At 44.1% G+C, this 26,506-nt stretch carries 26 protein-coding genes; 12 read left to right on the top strand and 14 right to left on the bottom strand.

Annotated features, from left to right (window positions below; translation table 11 throughout):
- Positions 1 to 218 precede the first annotated feature (218 nt).
- From NST34_RS06340 to NST34_RS06380, 9 genes are all read left to right on the top strand, one after another.
- The gene (locus tag NST34_RS06340) at positions 219 to 1,166 is read left to right on the top strand and encodes an ABC transporter permease (protein ID WP_076284117.1); all 948 of its coding nucleotides are present in this window, start codon (positions 219 to 221) and stop codon (positions 1,164 to 1,166) included.
- Positions 1,167 to 1,168: 2 nt separating this feature from the next.
- Positions 1,169 to 2,113, top strand: coding sequence for an iron chelate uptake ABC transporter family permease subunit (locus NST34_RS06345; protein WP_042125012.1), 945 nt, complete (start codon positions 1,169 to 1,171; stop codon positions 2,111 to 2,113).
- Complete coding sequence (locus NST34_RS06350; RefSeq protein WP_341127393.1) at positions 2,107 to 2,862, top strand: iron ABC transporter ATP-binding protein; 756 nt, start codon at positions 2,107 to 2,109, stop codon at positions 2,860 to 2,862. The genes NST34_RS06345 and NST34_RS06350 overlap by 7 nt, the downstream gene beginning before the upstream one ends.
- Before the next feature lie 122 nt (positions 2,863 to 2,984).
- A complete protein-coding gene (locus tag NST34_RS06355; RefSeq protein WP_269321982.1) occupies positions 2,985 to 3,977 on the top strand; it encodes a siderophore ABC transporter substrate-binding protein in 993 nt (330 codons plus the stop codon).
- A 197-nt stretch (positions 3,978 to 4,174) separates the two neighbouring features.
- Entirely contained in the window at positions 4,175 to 4,678 is a 504-nt protein-coding gene (locus NST34_RS06360; protein WP_042185661.1) for a sigma-70 family RNA polymerase sigma factor, read from the top strand.
- Complete coding sequence (locus tag NST34_RS06365) at positions 4,671 to 5,864, top strand: anti-sigma factor (protein WP_341127394.1); 1,194 nt, start codon at positions 4,671 to 4,673, stop codon at positions 5,862 to 5,864. The genes NST34_RS06360 and NST34_RS06365 overlap by 8 nt, the downstream gene beginning before the upstream one ends.
- Before the next feature lie 125 nt (positions 5,865 to 5,989).
- Positions 5,990 to 6,496, top strand: coding sequence for a metallophosphoesterase family protein (locus tag NST34_RS06370; protein WP_042185664.1), 507 nt, complete (start codon positions 5,990 to 5,992; stop codon positions 6,494 to 6,496).
- A 100-nt stretch (positions 6,497 to 6,596) separates the two neighbouring features.
- A complete protein-coding gene (locus NST34_RS06375) occupies positions 6,597 to 7,061 on the top strand; it encodes a GNAT family N-acetyltransferase (protein WP_341127395.1) in 465 nt (154 codons plus the stop codon).
- A 36-nt stretch (positions 7,062 to 7,097) separates the two neighbouring features.
- Positions 7,098 to 7,808, top strand: coding sequence for an HAD family hydrolase (locus tag NST34_RS06380; protein ID WP_341127396.1), 711 nt, complete (start codon positions 7,098 to 7,100; stop codon positions 7,806 to 7,808).
- Positions 7,809 to 7,880: 72 nt separating this feature from the next.
- Here the strand turns inward: NST34_RS06380 and NST34_RS06385 are convergent, their stop codons facing one another.
- From NST34_RS06385 to NST34_RS06395, 3 genes are all read right to left on the bottom strand, one after another.
- Positions 7,881 to 8,732: an RCC1 domain-containing protein gene (locus NST34_RS06385; RefSeq protein ID WP_341127397.1), complete on the bottom strand. Its 852-nt coding sequence runs from the start codon at positions 8,730 to 8,732 to the stop codon at positions 7,881 to 7,883.
- Between the two features lie 77 nt (positions 8,733 to 8,809).
- A complete protein-coding gene (locus NST34_RS06390; RefSeq protein ID WP_076298248.1) occupies positions 8,810 to 9,916 on the bottom strand; it encodes an FAD:protein FMN transferase in 1,107 nt (368 codons plus the stop codon).
- A gap of 180 nt (positions 9,917 to 10,096) precedes the next feature.
- Positions 10,097 to 11,029 (bottom strand): glycosyltransferase family 2 protein, encoded by a 933-nt coding sequence (locus NST34_RS06395; protein ID WP_076298247.1) that lies wholly within the window; start codon positions 11,027 to 11,029, stop codon positions 10,097 to 10,099.
- Positions 11,030 to 11,303: 274 nt separating this feature from the next.
- Between NST34_RS06395 and NST34_RS06400 the strand changes: the two genes are divergently transcribed.
- A complete protein-coding gene (locus NST34_RS06400; RefSeq protein WP_076298246.1) occupies positions 11,304 to 12,026 on the top strand; it encodes a DsbA family oxidoreductase in 723 nt (240 codons plus the stop codon).
- A 141-nt stretch (positions 12,027 to 12,167) separates the two neighbouring features.
- On the opposite strand, the gene NST34_RS06405 is transcribed toward NST34_RS06400, so the two are convergent.
- From NST34_RS06405 to NST34_RS06450, 10 genes are all read right to left on the bottom strand, one after another.
- Positions 12,168 to 13,748, bottom strand: a complete 1,581-nt coding sequence (locus NST34_RS06405) for an oleate hydratase (RefSeq protein ID WP_076284125.1) — start codon at positions 13,746 to 13,748, stop codon at positions 12,168 to 12,170.
- A 156-nt stretch (positions 13,749 to 13,904) separates the two neighbouring features.
- Positions 13,905 to 14,474 carry a TetR-like C-terminal domain-containing protein gene (locus tag NST34_RS06410; RefSeq protein WP_076298244.1) on the bottom strand — a complete coding sequence of 190 codons (570 nt, stop codon included), beginning with the start codon at positions 14,472 to 14,474 and terminating at the stop codon, positions 13,905 to 13,907.
- Positions 14,475 to 14,494: 20 nt separating this feature from the next.
- Positions 14,495 to 14,890: a hypothetical protein gene (locus tag NST34_RS06415; RefSeq protein WP_076298243.1), complete on the bottom strand. Its 396-nt coding sequence runs from the start codon at positions 14,888 to 14,890 to the stop codon at positions 14,495 to 14,497.
- A 47-nt stretch (positions 14,891 to 14,937) separates the two neighbouring features.
- Positions 14,938 to 15,459, bottom strand: a complete 522-nt coding sequence (locus tag NST34_RS06420) for a hypothetical protein (RefSeq protein WP_341127398.1) — start codon at positions 15,457 to 15,459, stop codon at positions 14,938 to 14,940.
- 97 nt (positions 15,460 to 15,556) lie between these two features.
- Positions 15,557 to 15,976, bottom strand: coding sequence for a GNAT family N-acetyltransferase (locus tag NST34_RS06425; protein WP_076284128.1), 420 nt, complete (start codon positions 15,974 to 15,976; stop codon positions 15,557 to 15,559).
- Between the two features lie 103 nt (positions 15,977 to 16,079).
- Complete coding sequence (locus tag NST34_RS06430; protein WP_076284129.1) at positions 16,080 to 17,072, bottom strand: RluA family pseudouridine synthase; 993 nt, start codon at positions 17,070 to 17,072, stop codon at positions 16,080 to 16,082.
- 93 nt (positions 17,073 to 17,165) lie between these two features.
- Entirely contained in the window at positions 17,166 to 17,354 is a 189-nt protein-coding gene (locus NST34_RS06435) for a CLC_0170 family protein (RefSeq protein ID WP_076119977.1), read from the bottom strand.
- Positions 17,355 to 17,378: 24 nt separating this feature from the next.
- On the bottom strand, positions 17,379 to 18,602 hold the full coding sequence (locus tag NST34_RS06440) for a Ger(x)C family spore germination protein (RefSeq protein WP_076284131.1): 1,224 nt from the start codon (positions 18,600 to 18,602) through the stop codon (positions 17,379 to 17,381).
- Entirely contained in the window at positions 18,595 to 19,698 is a 1,104-nt protein-coding gene (locus NST34_RS06445; RefSeq protein WP_076284132.1) for a GerAB/ArcD/ProY family transporter, read from the bottom strand. Before NST34_RS06445 ends, NST34_RS06440 begins: the two co-directional genes overlap by 8 nt.
- Positions 19,691 to 21,304 carry a spore germination protein gene (locus NST34_RS06450; RefSeq protein ID WP_341127399.1) on the bottom strand — a complete coding sequence of 538 codons (1,614 nt, stop codon included), beginning with the start codon at positions 21,302 to 21,304 and terminating at the stop codon, positions 19,691 to 19,693. Before NST34_RS06450 ends, NST34_RS06445 begins: the two co-directional genes overlap by 8 nt.
- A gap of 170 nt (positions 21,305 to 21,474) precedes the next feature.
- Here NST34_RS06450 and recQ point away from each other — a divergent pair, with 170 nt between their 5' ends.
- The gene (recQ, locus tag NST34_RS06455; protein WP_341127400.1) at positions 21,475 to 23,310 is read left to right on the top strand and encodes a DNA helicase RecQ; all 1,836 of its coding nucleotides are present in this window, start codon (positions 21,475 to 21,477) and stop codon (positions 23,308 to 23,310) included.
- 16 nt (positions 23,311 to 23,326) lie between these two features.
- Positions 23,327 to 25,234 carry a B12-binding domain-containing radical SAM protein gene (locus NST34_RS06460; protein ID WP_341129511.1) on the top strand — a complete coding sequence of 636 codons (1,908 nt, stop codon included), beginning with the start codon at positions 23,327 to 23,329 and terminating at the stop codon, positions 25,232 to 25,234.
- Positions 25,235 to 25,546: 312 nt separating this feature from the next.
- Here NST34_RS06460 and NST34_RS06465 read toward each other — a convergent pair whose 3' ends face one another.
- Positions 25,547 to 26,497: an alpha/beta hydrolase gene (locus NST34_RS06465; RefSeq protein ID WP_341127401.1), complete on the bottom strand. Its 951-nt coding sequence runs from the start codon at positions 26,495 to 26,497 to the stop codon at positions 25,547 to 25,549.
- Between the last annotated feature and the right edge of the window lie 9 nt (positions 26,498 to 26,506).

Below are 26,506 nucleotides of genomic sequence, written 5' to 3' on the forward strand. Positions count from 1 at the left end.
GGAAATAGATCATGTGATAAAGAGATGCCTATTAGGGTGTCTCTTTTTTAATGTTATTTATAAAATTCAATTGTTTTAAATTTTACTATACGAAAGGGTTGACCCTCAAAGTGGGCTTAGGTATAATCGAACATAGTGCAAATGAAAATCATTATCAATACCGATAATATCATCTATTTGTCAAACTATTTAACTATTAAACAGATAAGGAACAACTCATGAAACTAAAATATTTGTCCCTACTTCTAATAGTATTCTCATTTATATCTTTGTTTATAGGCGTAAAAGACATTTCACCTTTGGATCTTTTTTCGCTTACGGAATCTCAGATACAGACTCTGCTAGTCAGCCGGATTCCACGCTTAGCTGCACTGATTATAGCTGGTGTAAGCATGAGTATTGCCGGATTAATTATGCAGCAATTATCACGAAATAAATTCGTTTCTCCCACTACGGCGGGCACGATGGATTCCGCGAAATTCGGTATTCTCGTGTCCCTGATGCTGTTCACAGGGGCGACACCGATGCAGAAGCTGCTCGTTGCTTTTGTTTTTGCCCTACTAGGAACATTTATATTTATGAGAATCTTAGATCGGATCAAGTTCAAGGATAGTATTTTTATCCCGCTGGTCGGACTCATGTTCGGGAACATTGTAGGCTCGATTACTACATTTTTTGCTTACAAAAATGATTTGGTTCAGAATATCTCGTCTTGGATGCTTGGCGATTTCTCAACGATTATTAAGGGTCAATACGAATTAATCTATCTCAGTATTCCACTTGTCATTCTCGCGTATGTTTTCGCCAATAAGTTCACCGTTGCCGGTATGGGGGAGGATTTCTCCGTCAATCTCGGTATGAACTACAAAGCGGTAGTGAACGTAGGATTGGTGATTGTAGCGTTAATTTCTTCAGTTGTTATTTTAACCGTAGGTACGATTCCATTCCTGGGTCTTGTTGTACCTAACATAGTAACGCTATACATAGGCGATAACTTGAAAAAAAATCTGGCGCATACTGCCATTCTCGGTGCGGTGTTCCTCCTGTTCTGTGATATTCTGGGCAGGCTCATTATATATCCATACGAAATATCCATCAGTCTGACGGTAGGCGTCATCGGAAGTGGTCTATTTATCTACTTGCTGATGAGAAGAAAGGCGAATTAGTGATGAAGACGAAACTAACTATATTATCCTTAAGCGCTGTTGCTCTCATCGTCTTGTTTATGACCTATCATGTTATGGGAAATTGGGATTATGTTCTACCCAGTCGGGGGAGAAAGCTGGCGGCCATTTTAATTACCGGAGCGGTGATAGCTGTCTCTACCGTAGTTTTTCAGAGCATTACGAACAATCGGATTTTGACACCTAGTATTCTGGGGCTAGACTCTTTGTACATGTTGATCCAGACGTTCGGTGTATACGCCCTAGGCTCATCAAATATGACGTTTATGAATAAAAATGTGAATTTCTTGTTCTCAGCTTGCATCATGGTTCTGTTCTCAGGTGTGCTGTATAAGCTAATGTTCCGAAGAGAGGGTCAAAACATATACTTCCTGCTGCTCGTAGGACTTATTATGGGGACGATGTTCCAGAGTGCATCTTCTTTTATGGAAGTGCTCATTGATCCGAATGAATTCCTGATTCTACAAGGAAAAATGTTCGCCAGCTTCAACAACGTCAGCAGTGATCTACTGATATTGTCTACAGTTGTTCTGGCGCTAACTACGCTGTATTTCATGCGATTTGTGAAGTACTTAGATGTTATTTCTTTAGGAAAAGATGAAGCCATTAACTTAGGGATCAATTATGACTATGTAGTCAAAAGGCTGTTAGTTATTGTATCCATCTACGTTTCGATATCAACGGCTTTAGTAGGACCGATCACTTTCTTGGGTTTACTAGTAGCCAATGTGGGGCATCAGTTGTTCCGTACGTATAAGCATTCCTATCTGATTCCCGGCACGATTTTGCTAAGCATTATTGCTCTTGTCGGGGGACAGTTTCTAGTTGAACGTGTGTTTGGATTCACTACTACGGTTAGTGTAATCATTAATTTTGCAGGTGGCGTCTACTTTGTCTATCTGCTGTTAAAGGAGAATAAGTCGTGGTAGAAGTTAAGCATGTAACCAAGCGTTATGGCGGAGTTACCGTCGTTGACGATGTGTCTTTATCCATTAAAAAGGGTACTATTACCTCGTTTATCGGCCCTAACGGAGCTGGTAAAAGCACGTTGCTTTCCATGATCAGTAGACTTATCTCCAAAGACGCGGGAGAGGTACTGATCGAAGGAAAGGAAATTGGCAGCTGTAAGAGTAATGAACTTGCTCGTAAAATATCGGTACTAAAGCAGTCCAATCATATCAGCGTACGCCTTACCGTGAAGGAGCTTGTTTCTTTCGGAAGGTTCCCTTATTCACAGGGAAAGCTCACACCTGAGGATCGAGCGTTCGTTGACGAAGCGATTGCTTACATGGACCTTCAAGAGATGCAGGATAAATATATTGATCAGCTTAGCGGTGGACAACGTCAGAGAGCGTATATTGCAATGGTTATGGCTCAGGACACTGAGTATATTTTGCTCGATGAACCGCTCAACAACCTGGATATGAAGCATTCTGTACAAATTATGAAGGTGTTACGCCGATTGGTAGAAGAGAAGGGCAAGACGATTGTGCTCGTCATTCATGATATTAATTTTGCTTCTTGTTACTCTGATTACATTGTAGCGCTCAAGAATGGGCGGGTAGCTTCATCGGGTACGGTGGATGAAATTATTGATACGGCAGTGCTTAGGGATGTATATGACATGGATATCCCTATAGAAACAATAGGTGGTCGTAAAATTGGTGTCTATTTTTAAACAAGACGCCGTTTATATTCTGAAATTATTATGACGTAACGCTAGAAGTGATAGGCGCCAGCTTCTTGACGTAAACGCGAATAATTCAAATAGCTTGACTATAAATTATAGGGGTGAATATTTTGAAGAAGAACGTATCTTTACTAATCATGACAGTGTTTCTTGCCGTAATCTTGGCGGCCTGTGGCTCCAATAATGCAGCAACTTCAGATAATAATACAGCAGCGGCAGGCAATACAGAGGCTACTACTGCACCGAATACAGAATCCAAAGAGCTTACTATTAAGCATGAACTTGGAGAAATTACGATTAAGAGTAACCCGCAGAAAGTCGTTGTATTTGACTTCGGTACACTCGATACTTTGGATAAACTGGGCGTAGAGGTGACTGGAGTGCCTCAAAGCAATGTACCCTCTTATCTCTCTAAATATAGCGATGCCAAATATGAGAATGTCGGTGGTTTGAAAGAGCCTGACTTCGAAAAAATAAATAGTCTTTCTCCTGATCTGATCATCATTTCCGGCAGACAGCAAGATTCTTATGATGAATTCAGCAAAATTGCACCTACACTGTACGTTGCTGTAGATAATGCAAATTACATGGAATCCTTCACGAAGAATGTGAAGACGCTGGGCCAAATTTTTGGCAAGGAAGCTGAAGTAGAAGCTGAGCTTGCGACTATTACTGACTCTGTTAAAGCTCTGAATGAGAAAGCTAAAGCTGATGGTAAAAAATCTCTTATTATTCTTGCCAATGAAGGAAAAATCAGTGCTTATGGTTCAGGTTCACGTTTTGGTATTATCCATGATGTATTCGGATTTGCACAAGCGGATGATAAAATCGAAGTATCCACTCATGGTCAAAGCGTATCTTACGAATATGTAGCCGACAAGAATCCGGATTATCTGTTCGTAGTAGATAGAGATGCGGCTGTGAAGAGTGATGGCAGCAAATCCGGTTCAGCGAAGGATGCAGTTGAGAACGATCTCGTGAAGAATACAAATGCTTTTAAAAACGGTAAAATCATTTACCTTGATCCTAACTACTGGTACTTGTCCGGTGGCGGTTTAATCTCTGTTAGTGAAATGCTCAAAGAAGTTGAGGTTGTTCTGTAAGCAGAGTAACCTGGGGAATTGAATGATCAATGAATATTCAGATAATTATTAACAAGCCTGTTGGCAGGAGTTAACCTCCTTGTCAGCGGGCTTTTTTTCGCATTCTTCCATAGAAATACTGGTATATTCATACTAGTTGCTAAATTTAGCTGTAACTTTTTATGCGAGTATACGTGGTTAGGTTAAGGGGGGAGTGCATGAAGCGAAATTCACTGGATGAAATATATCAGATGTATGTGATGGATATTTACCGCTATTTGCGCTCCCTTTGTGGTGATCATCATGCGGCCGAAGATTTAATGCAGGAGACCTTTTACCGTGCTTATTTATATTTGGAGGATTGTAAAGACGAGAAGATTAAGCCGTGGTTGTTCCGTGTCGCGTACAATGCCTTCGTAGATTATAAGCGGAAGGAAGGACGCAGTACTGTTCAGAGTGAGGATTTTTTTAAACAGCTCGCCCATCCAGATACCACGGAAAGCACGCTGCTTCGGCAGGAACGTTGGGAAGAAATGAGGATTGCGATAGGTGAGCTACCGGACAATCAGAGGCATGCACTGCTGCTACATGATTTTCATGGTCTTAGTTATCTGGAGGCATCGGACATTATGAATGTGGGTCTGTCCCAATATAAGATCTTAATCTTTCGAGCTAGACAGAAGCTGCGTGAAGCAGAGCGGAGGAGGAATGAACATGAGTGAGGAGTTCAAGGAGAAGTTAAGAAGGTACGGCGAAGGTACCCTTGCTGACGAGGATAGGGATGTAGTAGAGCGCGAACTGGAGAAGATGGAAGCTTATCAGGCTTATCTGGATGAACTCATGGGTGAAGAAAAGCCGGCTTCAAGTGAGGATAAGAGCATAAAATTCGGAAAGGGTAAAAGAAACAGATCTGGCAAGGAAAAAAAGATCATCCGCCGCGGTAAATGGAGAGCCCGTATATCGAATACTTTAACGGTAATTTCTGCGTTCTTAATTTTCATGATTATTTGCAGTATTATTAGTGCGATATTTTATGGTACTGGGGAGAGAGTAGAGAAATACCGTGATGTCGTTTCTTCCGCAATTGCTGTTTCACAGCCGAACACGATTGTACATTTGAGAAGTGGTACCGGTCCATTTTTTAGTATGAATCTGACAAGTAAGATAGAGAAACAAGTGGGAGATGAACAAATCACTGTCGGAGATTATTCAATGAAGCTTCTATTTGGCTGGGCTAGACTCTACAACTATTCCTGGACAAATGAGAGTAGAAGTGTTGGTTATTACTTTGTATATCCACAGGGGAAGAAGGATGCGGCAAATAGTATGGATGATAGCAGTGAGTGGGAGAGATTAGAGAAGCTCCCTGAGGGGACGGTAGCGGAAGCATACTTGTCTTTTGACCAATTATTTACGACAGATGAGCTGTTGAAGAAGTTTGAGCCTAAGAATCTTCAGCCTTTGTGGTTCGCGGCAGATACGGGGCCAAGGACACGAGAGCCTGTTGTTGATAATCCATTAGGATTTCCTTTTATGCCAATCTGGCATGCCGATGATATGACAGTAACGAAGGAATCGAAGGGAAAAAGGGGCTGGTTTGGTGGGGTGACTAGTCGTTCGAGTAGTTCTCCATCTGTTGAGTCATATGGGGATGGTGAACTGCGTAATGCGAACTTCCTCAAGACGCTGCACTTGATGCAGGAGTATAAATCCATCTCCAAAAGGGTGATTCCATTCATTGATCTGGATGATTCCATTAGTTATATAGAGAAGAATGGAGTTAAGCTCTATGGAGCTGTTGTAACCGGTCCGGTGAAAGAACTGCTCAAGCTGAAGGATGAAACATGGGTCAGCAGAATGCATGTTGGGGAAGTAAGGCTGTGGAATTGGCAGGATCGGGAGAACTAGCTGCGGAGTGGAGGAAGTCACAGACTTGCTTCTCGCTTAAGCAAATCGTACAATTATTTGAATATTAGATTTATGAATAAGTATGATAACCAAAGTTGAGGATGATAGATTAGGAGCTGAGATTTATGAAAGTAGGAGTCGTATCTGATACACATATGTCAAGAATGGCTAAGTCTCTGCCAAAGGCGTTGATAGCAGAGTTTCAAAATGTGGATTTAATCTTGCATCTCGGTGATTGGGTGAGTATGGGAATCTATGATTTACTGTCAGAACTAGCACCGGTAGAGGGGATTGCTGGAAATAATGATGGCGATGAGATCATTGCGCGTTTCGGAGAGCGCAAGATCATTACCCTTGAAGGAATCCGGATTGGCATGGTACATGGACATACGCCACATTCCCGTAAAGGAACGGATGGGAACGCACTGCTTGCTTTTGCGAATGATGAGGTGGATTGTATTCTCTTTGGTCATTCACATCAGCCCTTGCTAAGAGAGGAGAATGGTATCCTGCTATTTAATCCAGGTTCTCCTACAGATAAGCGGCGTGAGAAATTGTATTCTTTCGGAATTTTAGATATCGAAGCGGGTAAAGTTAGTGCCCGGCATGTGTTCTACGATTCAAAGGAATAAGGCTCAATTGTCCAAATCATTCGGCGTTCTCTCCATGGTGAACGGCTCGGTAACCATTTACAATGAGGTTAAAACGGGCGAAGCCGGAAAGTGAGCACTGATGATGAACAATTATCGGATAGAACGAGTGGTTCTGGATGATTTAGAACGGCTCATCCCATTATTTGATGAGTATCGAGTATTTTATAGAGCAGCCTCAGATCGGGAAGGTGCACGCGTCTTCTTAGCCGACAGACTAAAGCTGAATGAATCTGTGATCCTTATGGTGGTTGAGGGGGAAGGCGATGAGAAACGCGCGCGGGGCTTCACACAGCTCTATCCTTCTTTTTCATCGGTTACGATGGAGCGCCTCTGGATCCTGAATGATTTGTTCGTTACTACAGAAATCCGAGGGCAAGGGCTAGGTGCTATGCTACTGGAAAGTGCTAGAGATTATGCGGTCTCTACGAATACGAAGGGCTTATCCCTGACAACGATGACAGAGAATGTGCTGGCGCAGCGGTTATATGAAACGCATGGCTACATTCGGGATGATGAATTTTTTACCTATAACCTTTTTTTCTAAAGCAGCTAGAGAGAAAGACGAGTAAGGGGCGTTAAAGTGGAAACAAGTCATAAGTTGGCAATCTTTTTTGACCTCGATGATACGTTGTATGATCATCTGGTACCATTTAAAGAAGCGGTACGGGAAGTGCTCAGCCCAGATGAGAGTAGTCTGGACTTTGCGGAATTATTTTATAAAGTGAGACATCATAGCGATGTGTTGTGGCCGATGTATTTGCGCGGTGAGATTCCGCTTGAAGAGACGAGGGTGCGCCGTTTGGAGCTTGCTTTTGCCGAGTATGGTTTGCAGATTGATCGTGATCAAGCCACAGCGGTTCAAGCGGCATATATTGGACGTCAATATACGATTCAGATGATTGATGGCGTGCGTGAGCATCTTGAACGATTTATTGCGGACGGTCATAAGGTAGGTATTATTACGAATGGACCGAAGGATCATCAGATGAGTAAGATTCGTGGACTAGGCTTAGATCAGATTATTCCCGAGGACATGATCTTTATTTCTGATGCTGTAGGTCTTGCTAAACCGGACCCAGAAATATTCATACACGTAAACCAAAAGACAGGTACTTTAGCGGACAATTCGCTTTATATAGGGGATACTTGGGCTAACGATGTAGTTGGAGCACTTGCGGCTGGATGGAAGGTTTGCTGGTACAATCCGAGAGGCAGACAACCGGCTACGGATCATAAGCCTAGTTATAGTTTTACTAATTATAAGGAATTTGGCGAGCTTCCTCTTGTGTGAGAGAACAAGTCCTCCAGAGATATTAGTAAGCCATGCGAGAGAAATCTGCGCATGGCTTTCATTTTTTTATAACTAATTTCCAGATAGTTGGATGCCGCGCCACCCGCTTACATCGCATTGTCCATGTTCGTTGTTACCCACAGCAACCACCGTACCGTCCGATTTAAGACCGATGGTATGAGTGCAACCTGCCGCTACCGCCACCATATCGCGCCAGTCACTTATATTGCATTCGCCGTGCTTATTCCAACCCACAGCAACCACCGTACCGTCTGATTTAAGACCGATGGTATGATGACTACCTGCCGCTATAGCCACAATACCGTGCCAGCTGGTTACATTACACTGGTCTTCATGATTTCGACCCGCAGCAACTACCGTACCGTTTGATTTAAGACCGACGGTATGAAGGTAACCCGCCGCTATAGCCACTATGTCATGCCAATCATTTACATTGCGTTGGCCATACCGATTATTACCCACAATTGTGACCGTGCTGTCCGTTTTAAGCCCGACGGTATGCCAATCACCCGCCGCAACTGCTACTATATCACGCCAGTCACTTACATTGCATTGGCCTTCATTATTTCGACCCACAGCAACTACCGTGCCATCCGATTTAAGTCCGACGGTACGACGCCAACCCGCGGCTACCGCCACAATATCAGCCCAGCCGCTTACATCGCATTGGTCATACTTATTCCAACCCACAGCCGCCACCGTACCATCCGATTTAAGCCCGATGGTATGAGAATTACCGGTATGAGCATTACCCGCCGCAACCGCTATCATATCGCACCAGTCACTTACATCACATTGGCCATATTTATTATCACCTACAGCCGTCACCGTGCCGTCTGATTTAAGGAGGGCGGTATGACGATAGCCCGCCGCTATGGAAGGTAGGGGTTTCACAAGGTTCATAAATCTCGCTCCTTCTATCAAAAAAAGCTTGCTCCCTAGAAAGCCAGCTTCGGCTCAATGGGACAAGCTTTTTTCGTTTACTCTGCGAAGCTGTACGTTGGATCTGTCAGGTTCATTCTTTCTTTTATGCCTTTAGTTGCATAGATTTTGTTGTCGTCGGTAATAAAGAAAGCTTCAACATCATCAGGTAAAGATTCAAGATATTTCATGCCCTCCTCGATTCCCATCAGGAATACCCCAGTGGATAAGGCATCCGCATCTGTTGCATTCGGGCTCATAATGGTAAGGCTTTTGAGACCGTTCTGTGAAGGATATCCTGTGCGTGGATCAAGGATATGATGGTAACGAATATTGTCCTGCATAAAATACCGTTCGTAAACACCAGAAGCATCGATGACCTCATCTGAGATTTTAATGGTTCCTAGCTGTGTGCCACGGCTTTGATCTGGATCCTGCAATCCGATATTCCATTCCGTTCCGTTTGGCTTCTTACCGAGAGCAATAATACTGCTGCCTCCGAGGTTAATCATAGCGCTATTTAGACCTTGCTCTTTCAAATAATCAGCGATACGGTCAGCAGCATAACCTTTACCAATGCCGCCCAGATCTAGCACCATATTTTCCTTCATCAGCTTTACAGTTTTCGCAGCTTCATCAATTTCAACGTCCTTGTAATTGGTTAGGCTCTTCGCTTTATCAATTTCAGCTTGGGGAGGGACCTTATCTCCACCGCTACCGATATTCCAAAGATCGATTAACGGACCGATTGTAGGATCAAATAGCCCGTCCATTTCCTTTGCGTATTGTATGGATTGTTTAATTACATCCAGGGTCTCGTCAGAAACAACAACCGCTTCTTTTCCTGCTGCCTGATTGACTGCGTAAGTCTCTCCACCTTCTTTGGTGCGGCTAAGCTCCATATCCATTCGCTCCAGCATCTGCTGGATATCATCCATATTTTTCTGTTCTACTGTAGCACCGAACACTTTGATATTCACAACAGTGTCATAAATATAAAAGGTTTGAGAGAGAGACTTTTCCTCTCCTTTTCCGGATGTTGTTGCGCTACCCGTAGTTCCCGCTGTTTTATCGTCCTTATCCTTAGTAATTAGCCAAGCGCCGACAGCTATGAGGGCGATGACGATTACAACGAGGATCAGCGTCGTTTTTTTGTTCTTGAACATATTCCACCATCCATAAAGTTAGTTTCTAAAACAAAACACATTATTTATATCATACCCCAGATAACAAGTTGATGGAAATTAATTTCATGACACATTTAGGGATATAATCGGGCGACATAGAAAAAAGCCCCGAATCCTGATTCGGAGCGGTGCTACAGATTTAGAAGTAAACGATGCTACTTAATCGAGCATATATTCACTATATTTATTCTTGCGAGGATTTAATACGAAGAGGATACCCTTGGCATATCCGCTAACAGCTTTGAAATTCCATTTTAGAGTTGCTTTAGCCGTCAGACAAGTCAGTGTCCAGATCAAGGCAGCATAATTCATAAAAGGAGCTTTACGCAAGTTGAGCAGATAGTAGTGGTTGATGGCGGTAGCATTTGCTACAACGCCTGCCTTATCGCGAGAGCCTGGCGACTCATGATGGATGATTTTCATGGCGGGATTAATCACAAGCTTGCCATAGCGGCTGGCCAAATGAGACAAATAAATATCTTCGGCTATGGAATAGCTTGTCATCCATGGATAGGGTTTAATATCACGTAGTGCCGAGCGCCGGAAGGACATATTGCAGCCGTGAAAAAAATCAGTTTCAAATACATGCTTCTTGTCTCCCCAAAGGAATTGCGAGCCTGCAAACATACTTGCCGACAATCTGCCTGGTGATCCGGACATTTGTCCGGTTAGCATACCGAATAGCCTGCTTGGCATGCTACTATGTATGCCTTTGGCTACACCACCTATACCAACTATGGAATCATCGGCTGCATAAGTATCTAGCAGTCGTCGAATATATAAGGAGTCATCTAACTCTGCATCGTCATCTAAGTTAAGCATAATTTCTGCATGGATCAGTCCTAGCGCTTCGTAACGGGAAAGCCAGAGACCAGGCTTAGTTTTGCGATGATAATGCAGTTTAGCTTGCGGTAATCCAGTTAGTATTTCACGATAATAGGCTAATCTGTCCTCAGGGATCTCACCGTCGTCCACAATCCATAGCTCGATGGAGATGTCCTCAAGCTGTGTCTGCTTGCCAATGGACTCTATGCACACCGTAAGGTCGTCAATTCGGTTACGGGTAGGAATCACTATAGATAGATCATACATTTCTTGAATCTCCCTTCAGGACTTCTTTCGTCCGCTAATCTGAATGTAGTCTTCCGGCGAAATGGTTACCTTGATTCTATCGTTCCTGAAGAAGAGCGTATATACCACTTTCGTATACTTTTAGTTGGGGTTCAGGTCTAAAGAGATTTTTTTGAAAATAAAAGTTAAGTTTGTATTTTTCGGTTTTTAACTATATAATAGTAAGCGACGAATATTTAGTTATCAATCTTATTCAGCAGTTACAAATGAACAATAATATTAGGAGGTTTTTTTCATGAGAATAGATATTTGGTCCGATTATGCGTGTCCATTTTGTTACATCGGTAAAAGACGTTTGGAGAATGCACTGAGTCAATTTCCGAACCGTGATCAAGTAGAGGTGGTATTCCGTAGCTTTCAACTAGATCCACACGCAGAGGTGAGTACAGATAAGAATATTCATGAGCTGTTGGCTACCAAATACGGAATGTCTATCGAAAAAGCAAAAGCAATGAATGCTCAGTTAGCTGAGCAAGCACAAGATGTGGGATTGGAATTCAATTTTGATACAGTGAAGCATACGAATACTTTCGACAGCCACCGCCTGAGTCACTTTGCAAGCTCAAAAGGAAAAGGTGCAGAAATGTCCGAACGTTTGCTACGTGCCTACTTTACGGATTCATTGAATCTTGGAGACCGCAGTGTACTTGCTACACTTGCTGCCGAGGTAGGGCTGGATCAGGCAGAAGTTGCGGCAATGCTGGAGACAGATGCTTACACAGCTGAAGTGAACGGCGATATCGAGGAAGGAAGCCGTCTTAATATTACCGGTGTACCATTCTTCGTGTTCAACAATAAATATGCGTTATCTGGTGCACAGCCAGGACCTGTATTTACAGAGGTGTTGGATACCGTGTGGGCGGAGGAGCAAGCAGGACCAACGCTACAGGTGGTTGGCAATGGAAAATCCGAAGTATCCACGGATGATGGCTGCGCGGACGGATCTTGCAATATATAAAGTTCGTATAGTGTGAAGAAGAAGAGATGGAGAAGTTTCCATTTCTTCTTTTTTTAATTCCGAAACTCTGCTCTGTTTTACACACTACAAAGACAAGCGCCCCCGAATCTATACGGGAGCGCTTGTCTTTTTATGATGTGTTTATCTAAAAGAAGTGATAAAGCTTGTGAACAAGGTGCGGACATCGTACTGATGTTGATTGATTGGCTCGATAGGCCGGTTAATGCCGAGCAATGTGTATACTGCAGTTCTTGCTGCTCGGATAGAGTATTCTTCCGTGAATACAACATCATCTGGAATTTCGCAATATTGGCCAACGAAGGCAAGGTTAGTGGAGCCTTCAGGAACTACTTTAGGTCGGTCACTATTTAATCTAGGCATGAATTGTGAAGTGATATAAGGCATCATACATGGAATACAATTAGCAGTTGCCATGATCTCGTCCTTATGTTCTTCGAAATGAAGATGACCGATTAATTCTTCCATAATTTCTTCACCGGTACATTCGCTCATTTTCTTCTTCACGAAGTCTCCTACGTTGTCAGGGTACAAACCGTAACCCCAGAATACTTTTACATGTTCTGGTTGATTGCGGAAATGCGGTTGGAAGGCTAAGACAACGGACATTAACCAGCTTGAATCTTTAAAGGTAACCAATGCGCCAGTACCCGCACGATTGCGAGTGAATTTCTCCATAAGATCGAAGAATTTGGAATCTTGGAAGGTCACGGTAAAGGACTCCCATTTCGAACCATCGATATGATCATCGAAGGAGGATGGATTGCCGAGACCTGGTTTTTTGGCAGCGATGTTCTCCCATAACTTCCATGAGCTACCCTTCCCATTGAGACGTGGGGCAGAGGTCATGGATCCAAGGCTCGATCCTTCAGTCATGGAGCCGTTCGTGACGATTACGATATCGTCTTCGCTTATGTTAATAACGTCTGGGACACCTTGGCGCAGGACGTTCATTTGGGTTACGGTAATGCCATCTCCGTCTTTGAACTGCAGGTCAGTTACTGTACATTTCAATGTAAAGTCTACACCAAAGCCTTCGAGATATTTGTGCATTGGTAAGATGATGGAATCATACTGGTTATATGGAGTGCGGGTTACGCCTTCCAGGGTTTGAATTCTTGGGAACTCATGAACGAAGCGAATCATATATCGTTTAAGCTCTACCGCGCTATGCCAAGGTTGGAAGGCGAAAGTAGTAGCCCACATATACCAGAAGTTCGTGGTGAAAAAATGTGGACCAAACCAGTCGTTAATCCGAGCTTTTCCCATTTTTTCTTCCGGTGTAATAATCAATTTACCCATCGCAAGCCGGTCAGCCATATCGAAGCCCATGGATAATACATCTTCCACCTCACCGTTGCGGTTAACGAGTCTAGCGTTAGCATGTGTTGGATTGGCGGTATCGAATTCTATAATCTCTTCTCTAACGGATTTCTCAGGATGGTCGAGGGAGGGAATCGACATGAGTAGATCCCATGTATTCTCATAGGTCTCATCGTTGAGCATCCGGCCACCGCGAATGACATAACCGTGCTCAGCGTCACCTGCGCCGTCGTTGCTGCCACCGAGAATCTTCATCTCTTCAATAATGTGAATGTTCTGTCCCGGAAAGTCACAGTCTCTGACCAGGTAAGCCGCGCCCGCTAAGGATGCAATTCCGCCACCGACAAAATAAACCTGTTTATTACCGTACTCTTTTTTCACAATGGTCGCCTCCAAGTTGTTGTTGAAATAATCACATTCTTAATGTAAACCAACTCCAATTTTGAAGGTATAATCAATCCTTTTAGAGTGTATGGATTTTAGTCATTACGGTCTATGTGTCTAGTTTTTAGACAAAAAAACCGCTGAACCCAAAGGTTACAACGGCTTGTTCTCATATTTGTGCAAAGCTTTCAGAAAATTTCCCTCAATGAGTACACTTAGCTTCTCGATAATGTGATCCGGATGCTCCTTCATCCCATCTCTCATCCACTGAATGACAAGGCCTGTGAAGGCCAGTGTATAGAAGTTAGCAATGAAATGTTTATCTTCGTAGCTAACCTCCATCCCGGCGGACAGTTCGTTTATGACACCCATAATGAGATCATTCGTCACTTCGTATAGATACGCATCCAGATGATTTCTGCCCAGTGAGTTCAAGGTGTTGCAGCAAAAGGTTTTATTTCGTTCGATATAGCAGAAGATTCTATAAAAACCGTCCGTCCACGTACTGTAGCTACGATACTGGGCGATGCTCTCTACAGCCTCAGTCTTATAGATCCAACCGAGTAAATCAAATATATCTTGAAAATGATAATAGAAAGTTTGTCGATTTAGTCCGCAATGGTCCACGAGCTGTTTGACTGTAATTTTATTGAGCGACGTATGTTCCATTAGTTCTTTTAAGGAATGGGACAATGCATTTTTGGTTAGAAAAGAATTGGACAACGATCGATCATCTCCTCCGTTCAAGCTTTCGGCCACTGCTTAACCAGCAGACGAATTGCTTCCGCCAATAAACCGAGTGCAAATCCTCCACATGTAAAAAAGAAAAAAGCTAGGAATCCCGCGAGATCCTCCCAACCGGACATCTCTCTATAGGTGTAGCTTAGCATAATTACTGAACCGATGATTATTCCTGTTGTAGTGATTAACCAGAGTAGACGAGCTCCGAACCACGCTAAGGCGTTAACGATACCAGATACGACAATAGAAAAGAGTGCGAAGCGCAGCAAGAGTGTGACATCCAATGTATGAGCCATCATAACGAATCTGTGCAGAATGAAAAGCAGCCACAGAAAAACACCATAAACAGCCATCCAGATAAACCAACGGTTACTTTTGGCAGCAGGCAGGAATTTCATTTCTGGCTCACCTCTTTTTCCAAAGTACGAACGGTGTGCAGTAGGGATTATACGGAGAAAGATTCCAGTTCTTCTACACTTTGCATAAGATGATTCAGCAGGTTCGGAATGTCCTCCATCTGCTCCTCCGTGATTTGCCTTTTGAATCGCAGCTCGATGCAGTTGTTGTAGGTTTCACCTTCTTGACCATAAATGAAGCTTAAAGATTGCACGGGCTGGAATTCAGGCCCCCAGATCGCTTTGAGAATACTCTCGATCGCCTGACATTCAGCAGGGATATCTTCGATCTCCATATAAAAACGTAACGAAAGATTGCAACCGGGATCCGTGTTAGGCACTTCCAATATTTCATCGCTAAGATCTTTCACAGATGAAGTAAGAAAGACTTCGGCGGTTACGCTCCTGCCAGCCGTCAATTGGAAGGAAAGGCTGAATTCTCTGGACATCGATGCCATATTCAGAAGGTCGGAACGATCCGTAACTACTAGAATTCCGTCCAAATTATCGTAATCGTAGATTTGGTTCTCAAAAGCAATTTTAATATTATCGAAGACAGTAGGATGGAACAATAATGGCACCTTCTTTTGTTTATTAGTATTGTAACATGATCTAAATAGAAGTGAAAAAGATGCCCAGGGACCATATGGACCGGGCATCTTTCGCTTGTTACTCCATGACCTTGAACATGCCCGTCATACCCGGGGCATGATTCTGAAAGCCGTATCGTTCGTAAAAGGTATCATTCCCATGTGATGCGAAAAGTCCGACGAACGCGCCAGAAAAACAATGAGATCGAATATAGTGTATTAGCTGCTCAATAATGACATTACCAATGCCTTGGCCCTGAAATTCGGGAAGCACGGCTACGTCCTGAATATAGAAATACATATGACCATCGCCGACGATCCGCCCCATACCGATAACCTTGTCTTCCTGTACAACGACTATACCATACACCGAATGAGCCAGAGAGGCTGCGGTCATTTCCGTATTCACGTTCCCCCAACCGACAGCTTCCCATAAGGAGGCATGCTCCTCAGTCGTGGGTAAACGTTCAATACATTCATAATGATGTGCTGTTGTCATAGCTAATCACCCATTCTTTGTTAAGTTATTGTAGCGATTGTAGTGTAGTAAGCTCCACTGTAATCAGCCCCCTTAGGATGAATGGGTATTCACTGTGATCTTGTTAGTTCGTAGGTGCAGGTGCGGTATATTTCAGGAATGTCTTCGGAATCGGGCTTTCGAAGGTCATTAACTCTCCTTTAGTAGGATGAATAAAAGAAAGTACACGAGCATGCAGACCGAGACGGCCTACCGTTTTGGTCTCTGCACCATACTTCTTGTCTCCTGCAATCGGATGGCCGATATCTGCCATATGAACACGAATCTGATTTTTGCGTCCAGTTTCAAGCTTTACCTCAAGTAACGAGAAGTGGCGGTTCGCCTGAATGAGCTTATAATGTGTGATCGCATGTAGACCATCGCCTTCATGAGGACTGGAGTACATTTTCAGGGTAGAGGTTTCTTTTAGCCAAGAGCTCACTGTACCTTCAGGTCTTTTGACGGCGCCTTCGACTAGAGCTACGTAAGAACGTTCTTTCACGGTATCCTTCCACGTAGTTTGCAGTGCTTGCTGGATCCGTTCGCTTTTGGCAAACATCATTACCCCAGACGTATCGCGGTCCAAGCGGTGCACGACAAAAATTCGATTCTTAGGATTGCTGATGCGGACATGCTCCATAAGCTGGCGGTAAGCTGTTAATTCATTTTCTTCCGCAGTGGCAATCGACAGCAGTCCAGCATCCTTCTGAATAATGATTAGATCATCATCTTCATGGACGATGGTGAGTCCGATCATTTCCGCTACTTGTACAGGCTTCTCTTGATCAATCGTCACAGTTTGACCCGGATGCAATTGAAAATTATGCTGTGTGACTACTTTGCCATTCACTGCTACTTGTCCACGCGAGAGGATAGATTTAATAGCATTTCGTCCACGGCCTGTGATATGGATGAGTAAGAAGGGTAACAGCTCAGAAGGTTCATTTACTGTAAAAGACTTGGGCGCTGCGGGTGCTTTAGCTTTATGATTAAGCTTGCCATTTGGCTTGCTGTGGGAATTGCTGTGGGAACGAGTACCTCTTTTGGCTGTTTCTTTAGGATTTCTTCTTGTGTTCATGACTGCATTCTCCGTCCTTTAATATTGTACTCCTCAATATACCATGGGCGGTTAAGAAATACTATGTGAAGGGCAGCAAGAAACGAATTCGATTTATAGATAGAATAGCTGAGCTAGTCCTATCACCAGGAATAAGCTGAAATATATCCAACCGATCACATTAGCGTATTTCTTTTCCCGGTGCATAGCATTGACTGCATATATTTTAGTATCCACAGTAAGCAACAGAACACTGGAGATCAGCAGCGCAACAATTACGTAGGTTAGCTGGTGATAGAGCATAGTAGAGCCTCCTATAAACGTCATTTAATTTTGTTTAAGACCTACTCTGTCGATGTGAGTTTTCAACTTAACTTCAATACTGAGATTGGAATACTGCTGCTCCCAGTCATGTTTGTCACGAACATGGGCTTTCCAGTAGGAGGGAGCATATGCACGAATATATTCACCCATGCCAAAGACATCGGAATGCGCTTCCTGAGTTTCTTTGATAAGGTGGTTAAAAATACCGATCACTCTCTTTTGAAAGATATCTTCAATCTTTTCTAAAGAACGACTGGAAGCAATACTGATATCATTGCGTAAATGCTCGTCCAGATCCGCTTCTAAAGAAAGATTATAGGTGATATGAGGTTTGCCCTCTTTGAATTGAACTTTCACCCTCGTGAACCGGTCGTTGACCTTGAGCATCACCGGACCGAATTCATCAGCATAAAAAAGATCGGAGTATCCCCCCGGATTAATGCCCTTCATGGACATATATGCGCCAATCTCAATCGGAATCGTCGAACCGACCATCACTCCACCACTAAAGTAAGCTAGGCCTTTAATCATGATATTGTCTTCCTGATGTAATGAGACGTAAGGCAGATAACCACTTTCGCCCCATTTGGAATTTGCTGACCAGAATACACCTATATAATCAGCGGGAAATTTCCCCGATGTCACTGCTTTTTCCATGGTGGAGAGGATGTAAAGAGTCGGCACTCGCTGCAGCGGAGGATTAATATTCATGAATTTGGCAGCTTCCCCTTCGGATACTAGCAGCCAGGTCCGGCGACGAACTTCTGGATTGCGACGCAAATAATCATTTAAGTCATCCATGTTTTTTCTTGCAATATCCTCACTAATAATAATCACTCGTAAATGAATTAGATAACGTGGATCAGAAATTTGCTGCTGCAAATTGTTCATGGCGTCATCTAATGTGTACCCGTATACTTCTACGACCCATACTGGATTTTGATTCCCGCCTCCGCCTTCACCCCCACTGCCTGGTCCGAGTGGAACTCTTCCCGGAACCGCAATTTGGGCGGTTACACGAATTTGGGGTAGGTTAATATTTGCGCTTTTAAGATGAGTGGTTTGGTCATCATTTGTTTTGCTGTCTGGAGGGACGGAATCAATGGATAACCCTAGCACCAATGCACGATCTTCAATTTCGAGCTGGTCCCAGCAACCTGCGAGCAATCCAGACAGGAGTGAGAGAATAAAAATAAGAACTACACGCTTATAAATTTTTTTATTCATGAGAAATGGCCCCTTTATTTCGGATTAAAGAGACTAACCATAATAAAAGAGGATAGAAGGTCAAAAAAATCAAACCGATTATCGCTGTAATGCTAGCAAATGAATAGACCTGAAATATGTTTCTCGGCAAAAGTGAAAAAGTGAAGATAAGTGGAAGTAAGAAACTGGATATTAGGCGGTGATCCTTGTGCCGCAGCACTTGTTGCAGAGAGTATGCGGCTAAGTAGTAGTTCGTAAAAATGGTAGTGAATATAGAAATCACCCAAATTATTATAAAAAGAGCATCAAACCGTTCTAATAGTCCTGCGCCGATGGATATGGAGCGAGCTGCTTCTAGGGTTGGATAGGACAGTAATTTGGTTTCCTGAGCTCCAAACATGCCTAGAGTGACCCACACGATCATTACATAAATGAATCCAATGATACCAAGCGCAACAGTGCCTGCTTTAAGGATCTGTTGAGGTTTTTTCATTAGAGGAACCAGCAGGATGATGACAAATGTGCCTTGATAAAGGCCAGCGGACGTAATCGTTCCCTTGGAAAAGCTTGAAAAGGTGGTGTGATTTCCGGTGAGGGGTAGCAAGTTCAGAACATCAACATTTCTCATAGCTACCAATATAATTGCGATAGCGGATAATAGAATAAAGGGTAAATAAAAAACATGTACATAAGTGAATTTTACAATATTTCTACGGATTGATAAGGCAACCAGTAGGAGCATTAAGAGAATTACTGCTTCGATTGGTGTCTTTTTAAAGACAACCGCAACACATACTTCTCCGAATTGGCGCATGGTGATCCCGGCAGAGAAAGCAAAAAACAAAAAAATAAGCATGGAGAAAATGTCCGCGAGCCAAGTTCCGAGAAGGCGGCGGCTGAATACGAACAACGTTTCGTTAGGGAATTTTCGGCAGACAACCGCTGTAAACCAGCAACCCAAAAAAGCAACAGGTACGCCAGAAGCAGTTACGAGCGGTGCACCACTGTCTCCGGCTTCAGCCATATAACGAGGAATACTTAAGATTCCTATTCCTATAATCGTACTGATGATTACAGCCATGACTTGGATCGTTGTTATGGGGCGGTTACTATTCATCAGCTTCACTTTTCTCCTTAAAAATCAGATCGGTATGCATTTTGGGGATATCCTTCGCAAGAAGATCAGGATCAGGTGTATTGAGAAAGCTTGGGCGACTTCGCATCCACCATAAAGGTACCCGAACGATACTATCCTTAAGGTCCTTCCATATCGTAGGCACAAAGGGTGTCATGTAGGGAACGCCAAAGGATTCCAGGAATAATAAGTGGTTAACAATAACAATAGTGCCAAGCATGACTCCGTACAGGCCAAAGCAGCCTGCCAATATGATCAATGGAAATCTAAGCATTCTTGAAGAGATAGCGGCATTGTAAGCGGGGGTGGCAAAAGACCCTATGGTCGTTATAGCAACAACAACTACGGTAGTGGGACTCGCCAGACCTGCTGCTACGGCTGCCTGACCAATGACAAGCACACCTACAATAGAAAGAGCCCCGCCAATCATTTGCGGTAAGCGAATGGTTGCTTCGCGCAGCACCTCCATGAAGACTTCCATAATCAGAACTTCCAATACGGCTGGAAAGGGTACGCCAGCTCTTGCACCAGTTATTGCTACGGCGAACTCTGTCGGCAGTAGCTCAGGATTGAAAGAGATAATGGATACATATAAGGCTGGGAAGAAAAGGGAAAATAATAATGCGATCAGGCGGATCATTCTTAGGAGGCTTCCTACAACAAAACGTTCTGTATAGTCATCCATCGTCTGAAAGAACTGATTGAAGAGCGCCGGGACGATGAGGCAGAATGGTGAGCCGTCTACAAGGATGATGACTCGTCCTTCTAATAAAGAGGCTATAGATTTATCCGGGCGTTCGGTTGGCTGAACCTGTGGAAACGGGGAGAGGGGATGATCTTCTATGAATTGCTCGATATACCCCGCATCAAGGATGCCGTCTACATTTATTGCTGATAATCGCTTCATCACCTTTTGAACTAGCCCTGGATCGGCTATTCCTTCGATATAACAAACAGATACTTTTGAGCGCGTCCGTACGCCAAGAGGGGCAGTTACTACACGAAAATCCGGTGTTTGTAGTCGATAGCGAAGCAAAGAGATATTGGATTCTAAATTCTCTATAAACCCATCACGCGAACCGCGTATGACTTGTTCAGTTTGAGGTTGCTCAATGCTACGATGCTCAATTTTACGCAGATTGAAGTAAAGTGCCTGATCCATTCCATCTATGATTAGAACTACATTTCCCTCCAGCAAGATAGAGGCTAGAGTATTTAGATCCTTAGTACGGTTACCTTGTGTTACTTGTACCGTCATACTCCAGATGTAATCAGGTAAATCCTTTAGATCTTTTGGAATTTCTGAGAGATCAGAGGAAACATTCATTAATGGCTTTAAAACATAGTTCTGAATTTGATTCTGGTCCACCACAGAAGAAAAAAAGATAATAGCCGCATCATGTCTACCGTACACCTTGAAGTTACGGACTATAAGATCGCTGTCTTCTCCAAAGACTTGTTGAATGAAGCTTATATTGCTCTCCAGGCTGGAATCCAGTGGATTTACCGGACGATTGTCCTGGGCAGAGGACTCTTTGCGTGCAGGCTTATGTTTAAAAGAGGTATATTTTTGTTTCCAATTTTGCACGGTCGCTCCACCCTTCTATGAAATCTCTCTTCTTAAAGCTTGGCTTAAAAGAAGGCCTTTTATGTAAATATTTCAAAGGAAGAACATGGTGACCATAGTTAAGGAGTGTTGCTCAATACACTTTTGACCGCTAAACTAAAGATAGAAACGCTTAAGGGGTTATGAGAGATATGATGATGCAAGCACCTACTATTGAACAGGCGCAGGCTGAGCTGCAAAAATATTACGGTTATCCGGATTTTCGGGATGGTCAGAAGAAGATTGTTCAGAACTTGCTGGAAGGTCGCGACACACTCGGTATTCTTCCTACGGGAGGTGGGAAATCGATTTGCTATCAAGTTCCCGCACTGCTGCTTCCTGGGCTGACACTGGTGATCTCACCATTGATCTCTCTGATGAAGGATCAGGTCGATGCGTTAACCACGGCAGGTATTCCGGCAGCCTTTATTAATAGCACGTTAAGCGGGAAAGAAGTAAATGAGCGGATTCGGGCTGCCCGTCGCGGAGATTTGAAGCTGCTTTATGTTGCGCCCGAAAGGCTAGAGCTGGACTGGTTCCGTCTGGAGATGGCTGAGCTGGCGATTTCCTGTGTGGCTGTGGATGAGGCGCACTGTGTATCTCAGTGGGGACATGATTTCCGTACAAGTTATTTGTCGGTATCGCCTTTTGTGAACGAGCTGCCAGAACGGCCGATCTTGGCTGCATTTACAGCGACGGCAACACCAGAGGTTATGGAGGATATGGTTCGGCTGCTGCGTCTGCGCGAGCCGGGTATTTTCATGACTGGACTTGGAAGAGATAATCTAGCGATGTCTGTGCTACGTGGAGAGAATAAGCGGGAATTCGTTATGGATTACACCGCAACGCATTCTCATCAGCCGGGTATTGTATATGCGGCTACACGCAAAGAAGTGGATGATCTATATCAAAGGCTGCAGGCTTCTGGAATAGCGGCAGGCCGCTATCACGCAGGTATGAATGATCAGGAGCGGGCAGATAGCCAGGAAGGCTTCCTATATGACGATATCCGGGTCATGGTGGCCACCAACGCTTTTGGGATGGGGATTGATAAATCCAATGTCCGGTACGTAATTCATTATAATATGCCAAAAAATATGGAAGCTTATGTTCAGGAAGCGGGCCGTGCTGGTCGTGACGGGGAGCCGAGTGAATGTATTTTGCTTTTTAGCGCACAGGATATTATGACTCAGAAGTTCCTGATCGAGCAGAATCCGCAGGATACGGACCGTAAAGCTAACGAATATCGCAAGCTTCAGCAAATGATTGATTATTGTTATACTACCCGCTGCTTGCGCAGTGCCCAGCTGGATTATTTCGGTGAGGAGCATGAGGATAAGTTATGCGGCATTTGCAGCTCATGTACAGATGAACGAGAGCTTGTAGATATGACCGTAGATGCGCAGAAGATATTCTCCTGCATTCACCGTATGCGGGAACGTTATGGAGTTGCGTTGGTGGCTTCTGTGCTGAAAGGTTCTCGTAATCAGAAGGTGATGCAGTATGGTTTTGATAAGCTGCCGACCCACGGTGCGATGTCGAGCCGGACAGAGAAGGAGATCTCAGAGAGCATCAATGTACTCATCTCTGAGGGATATCTTGCTTTGTCTGAAGGACAATACCCCGTAGTGCGGCTCCAGCCTTTGGCTGCTGAGGTACTGCGCGGACAGCGTGAGGTCATGCAGCGAGTAGCGCGGCCAACACGAGCAGGTGCGGCATCTGGTACGCGAGTTCGTAGTCGCGGGCATGACCTGTCACCTTCGGCAGTCAATGAGACCGTCTTTGAGCAGCTGCGTCTGATCCGGCGAGAGTTGGCGGGACGTGAGCATGTGCCCTCATATATTATTTTTAATGATGCCACGCTGCGTGAGATGAGTGTGGTTTGCCCACAGACCGAAGCGGAAATGCTGAGGGTAAAGGGTGTCGGGGAAGTGAAATACCGGAAGTATGGTAAGGCATTCCTAGAGTTTTTTCAAAATGAAATGTAGAAAAGGTCGTGTAGCATTGAAAATCGTTCTGACCACGCTAAACGCAAAATATATCCATACCTCACTGGCGATTCGTTTGCTTAAAGCTTACAGTGAGCATGAATTTAAAGATATTCATTTGGTGGAGTACACCATTAAAGATCCCGTGATGAATATCGTGTCCGACTTGTTTCAGAAACGGCCAGATGTGATTGGCTTCTCCTGTTATATCTGGAATATTGAAGAGACGCTCAAGCTGATCGGAATTCTTAAGCAAGTGATGCCTGAGGTTACGATTGTTCTCGGAGGACCGGAAGTCTCTTATGAGCCGCTGCATTGGATGAAGAGAGAAGCTGGCGTTGATTTCATCGTCAACGGAGATGGAGAAGAGACATTTCATCATCTGCTGCAGGAGCTGAGAGACGACCGGAAATTTCATTTTGTGTACGGAACTGCTTATCGTAAGGGAGAGGAGATCATTGTAAATCCACCTCGTCCCAAAAGCGATCTAAATACGCTGCCTACACCGCATCGTTTTCCAGAGGATATTCCAGATCTGAGCAAACGTATTGTTTATTTTGAGACAAGCCGTGGGTGCCCGTTTAACTGTCAATTTTGTTTATCCAGTATTGAGGTAGGCGTACGTTACTATGATATTGAACGAGTGAAGTCTGATCTACTCTACTTAATTGAAAATGGTGCCAAAATCATTAAATTCTTGGACCGTACCTTCAATATCAACCGCAACTATGCGATGGAAATGTTTCAATTCCTGATCGATAATCATCAAGGCTGTGTGTTCCAGTTTGAAATCACAGCAGATATCATGCGGCCAGAAGTTCTGGATTTCCTGTCGAACAATGCGCCTCCGGGCATCTTTAGATTTGAGATTGGTGTACAGTCTACAAATGATGAGACGAACGAGCTTGTTAAACGCCGCCAGAATTTCAAGAAGCTCTCTCGTACGGTAATGAAGATTAAGGAAAGTCGTAATATCGATCAGCATCTGGATTTAATCGCAGGGCTTCCAATGGAGGATTACACCACCTTCCGCAAAACCTTTAACGATGTATTCGTTATGGAGCCAGAAGAGCTGCAGCTTGGATTCCTCAAAATGCTTCGCGGGACGGGTCTGCGTGCACAGGCGGCAAAATATGAGTATACGTATATGGAACATGCCCCTTACGAAATTCTTAGCAGTCATATGATGACCTTCTCGGATATTATTCGTTTGAAGCGGCTTGAGGATGTGCTGGAGAAATACTGGAACAGCCACCGGATGGACCATACAGCCAAATACTTGATCCGTCACGTGTTTGATTCACCATTTGATTTCTTTCAGGAGTTCGGTGACTACTGGGAGGAGAGAGGCTGGCAAAAGATTGGGCATCAGCTAGAAGATCTCTTTACCCGTTTGCAGTCCTTCTTGATAGATCGTGGGACTCCGTCTATGGATATTATTACTGGGCTAATGAAGCTTGATTATTTCCTAGGACACAAGTATAAGCCTCGCAAAATCTGGTGGGATTTCGTACTGGATAAGTCAGATTGGTCGAGTTACTTGAGGGATATCGCTGCTAATCCGGGTCAAATCTCTGCGCAATTGGCAGAAGCCGGACTCAGTGAAAGGGAGCTGCAAAAATATACGGTGCTTGAAGTGCTACCGTTCTCGCTTGAAGCGGTGCTGGAATCCATCAGCGGTCTACGGGCGGATGTGGGTTCAGAGGAAGAGGAAGCAGGCGATGCTAACGACGGGGCTGTACCTTCTCCTGAGTCATTAATACAGGGAGTTACAGAGAGTAGTTTAGAAGAGTCTGTCCAAACCACAAGCTCTACTGTAGCCGTAGCTGAATCTTCTTCCGTTCGAGAAGGTCGTACACTGCTAATCGTAATGTATCAGCAGAATGAGAGCCAACGCGCTCAGTATTATACGCTGCCTTTGTAATAAGGCGATTGTGTTGGGAGGAAAGACCGTTCCTTTGGGGGCGGTCTTTTTTTGTTACATGCGCAAGCGTCTTCTGAGTCCGCAAGTGGTGGAGGGAAGTGATGATTGGCCATAAAAGTCTTCTAAGTCCGAAAATGAAGGGGGATAGTAATGGCTGACCAAAAGCGTCAGATGAGTCCGGGAGCGGAGGGGAAGAAAGGAGCTAGGAGTAATGTAAGCTGCTCACAACCCAAAACGAAGAGCAGCGATCCCCTAATAACGGGAGGATCGCTGCTCTTCTGTCTAAAAAAACCGATAAACCACGTTTTTCTCTTAACTTGTAGTCGTAACCTCAGAAGGGAGATGCTGTTCTAACCAGTTAAGCACATCGGCTGTAACTTGATCCCGGTTCACCTCATTAAGCATTTCATGCCTGCCACCTGGATAGAGCCGATACTCTACGTCCGATATCCCTCGTTTCTTGTACAGCTCCGCAAGACGAGGAATGCCTTGGCCGCTCATCCCTACAGGATCCTTATCCCCACCAAATATATAAATGGGCTTACTTGTACATAATGTCCTAAGTGATTCCTCGGAATGGATCTCCCTTAGGAGGTGGAAAAAACCACGGAAAAAGCGTGTTGTACAAATGGCTCCGCAGAATGGATCGGCAATGTACTTGTCAACTTCCGCATCATCGCTGCTCAGCCAGTCATATGCAGTTCTTACGGGAGAAAAAGCACGGTTGTAACTGCCGAATACTAAGCTGTTCAGTAGTACACTTCGGTGATGTTCACCCTTTAACTTGAGCTGTGCACTAGCCAGAGATTCTCCAAGGCGCAGCATACCGCGAGGACCATTTGTACCGCTTAGGATAAATCCTTCATAGATTTCGTTACCCTCTTCACACATCAGCTTTTGAGCCAGAAAGGAACCCATACTATGAGCGAATAGAAAGATGGGCTTACCTTCATGTTTGGAGAGTGCTTTGGCTGCTACCTGGAGCAGATTGCGCCGCATCCAATAGAATCCGTCCTCCCCAACATCGCCAAGCAGATCGACTTGACCAGCGGTTTTACCATGTCCCCGGTGGTCATTGACATATACTGCATAACCTACTCCGGTTAATGCTTCCGCAAAACGAGCATAGCGGATAGCTGTTTCACACATACCGTGAGAAATTTGCACGATTCCTCTAACTGGCACATCGGATTCAGGTAACCATTCATAGACATGGATATTTACACCTATGGGATCCGTTATGGTAAAGCTATTTTCCTTCATGGTCCATTC

It is taken from the genome of Paenibacillus sp. FSL H7-0714, assembly GCF_038003765.1.
Taxonomy (GTDB): Bacteria; Bacillota; Bacilli; order Paenibacillales; family Paenibacillaceae; genus Paenibacillus_AQ.

Coding starts and splice junctions, on each gene's coding strand:
- NST34_RS06340 (WP_076284117.1), top strand. CDS start 219: ATGAAACTAAAATATTTGTCCCTACTTCTAATAGTATTCTCATTTATA.
- NST34_RS06345 (WP_042125012.1), top strand. CDS start 1,169: ATGAAGACGAAACTAACTATATTATCCTTAAGCGCTGTTGCTCTCATC.
- NST34_RS06360 (WP_042185661.1), top strand. CDS start 4,175: ATGAAGCGAAATTCACTGGATGAAATATATCAGATGTATGTGATGGAT.
- NST34_RS06365 (WP_341127394.1), top strand. CDS start 4,671: ATGAGTGAGGAGTTCAAGGAGAAGTTAAGAAGGTACGGCGAAGGTACC.
- NST34_RS06370 (WP_042185664.1), top strand. CDS start 5,990: ATGAAAGTAGGAGTCGTATCTGATACACATATGTCAAGAATGGCTAAG.
- NST34_RS06375 (WP_341127395.1), top strand. CDS start 6,597: ATGATGAACAATTATCGGATAGAACGAGTGGTTCTGGATGATTTAGAA.
- NST34_RS06385 (WP_341127397.1), bottom strand. CDS start 8,732: ATGAACCTTGTGAAACCCCTACCTTCCATAGCGGCGGGCTATCGTCAT.
- NST34_RS06390 (WP_076298248.1), bottom strand. CDS start 9,916: ATGTTCAAGAACAAAAAAACGACGCTGATCCTCGTTGTAATCGTCATC.
- NST34_RS06395 (WP_076298247.1), bottom strand. CDS start 11,029: ATGTATGATCTATCTATAGTGATTCCTACCCGTAACCGAATTGACGAC.
- NST34_RS06400 (WP_076298246.1), top strand. CDS start 11,304: ATGAGAATAGATATTTGGTCCGATTATGCGTGTCCATTTTGTTACATC.
- NST34_RS06415 (WP_076298243.1), bottom strand. CDS start 14,890: ATGAAATTCCTGCCTGCTGCCAAAAGTAACCGTTGGTTTATCTGGATG.
- NST34_RS06425 (WP_076284128.1), bottom strand. CDS start 15,976: ATGACAACAGCACATCATTATGAATGTATTGAACGTTTACCCACGACT.
- NST34_RS06430 (WP_076284129.1), bottom strand. CDS start 17,072: ATGAACACAAGAAGAAATCCTAAAGAAACAGCCAAAAGAGGTACTCGT.
- NST34_RS06435 (WP_076119977.1), bottom strand. CDS start 17,354: ATGCTCTATCACCAGCTAACCTACGTAATTGTTGCGCTGCTGATCTCC.
- NST34_RS06440 (WP_076284131.1), bottom strand. CDS start 18,602: ATGAATAAAAAAATTTATAAGCGTGTAGTTCTTATTTTTATTCTCTCA.
- NST34_RS06445 (WP_076284132.1), bottom strand. CDS start 19,698: ATGAATAGTAACCGCCCCATAACAACGATCCAAGTCATGGCTGTAATC.
- recQ (WP_341127400.1), top strand. CDS start 21,475: ATGATGATGCAAGCACCTACTATTGAACAGGCGCAGGCTGAGCTGCAA.
- NST34_RS06465 (WP_341127401.1), bottom strand. CDS start 26,497: ATGAAGGAAAATAGCTTTACCATAACGGATCCCATAGGTGTAAATATC.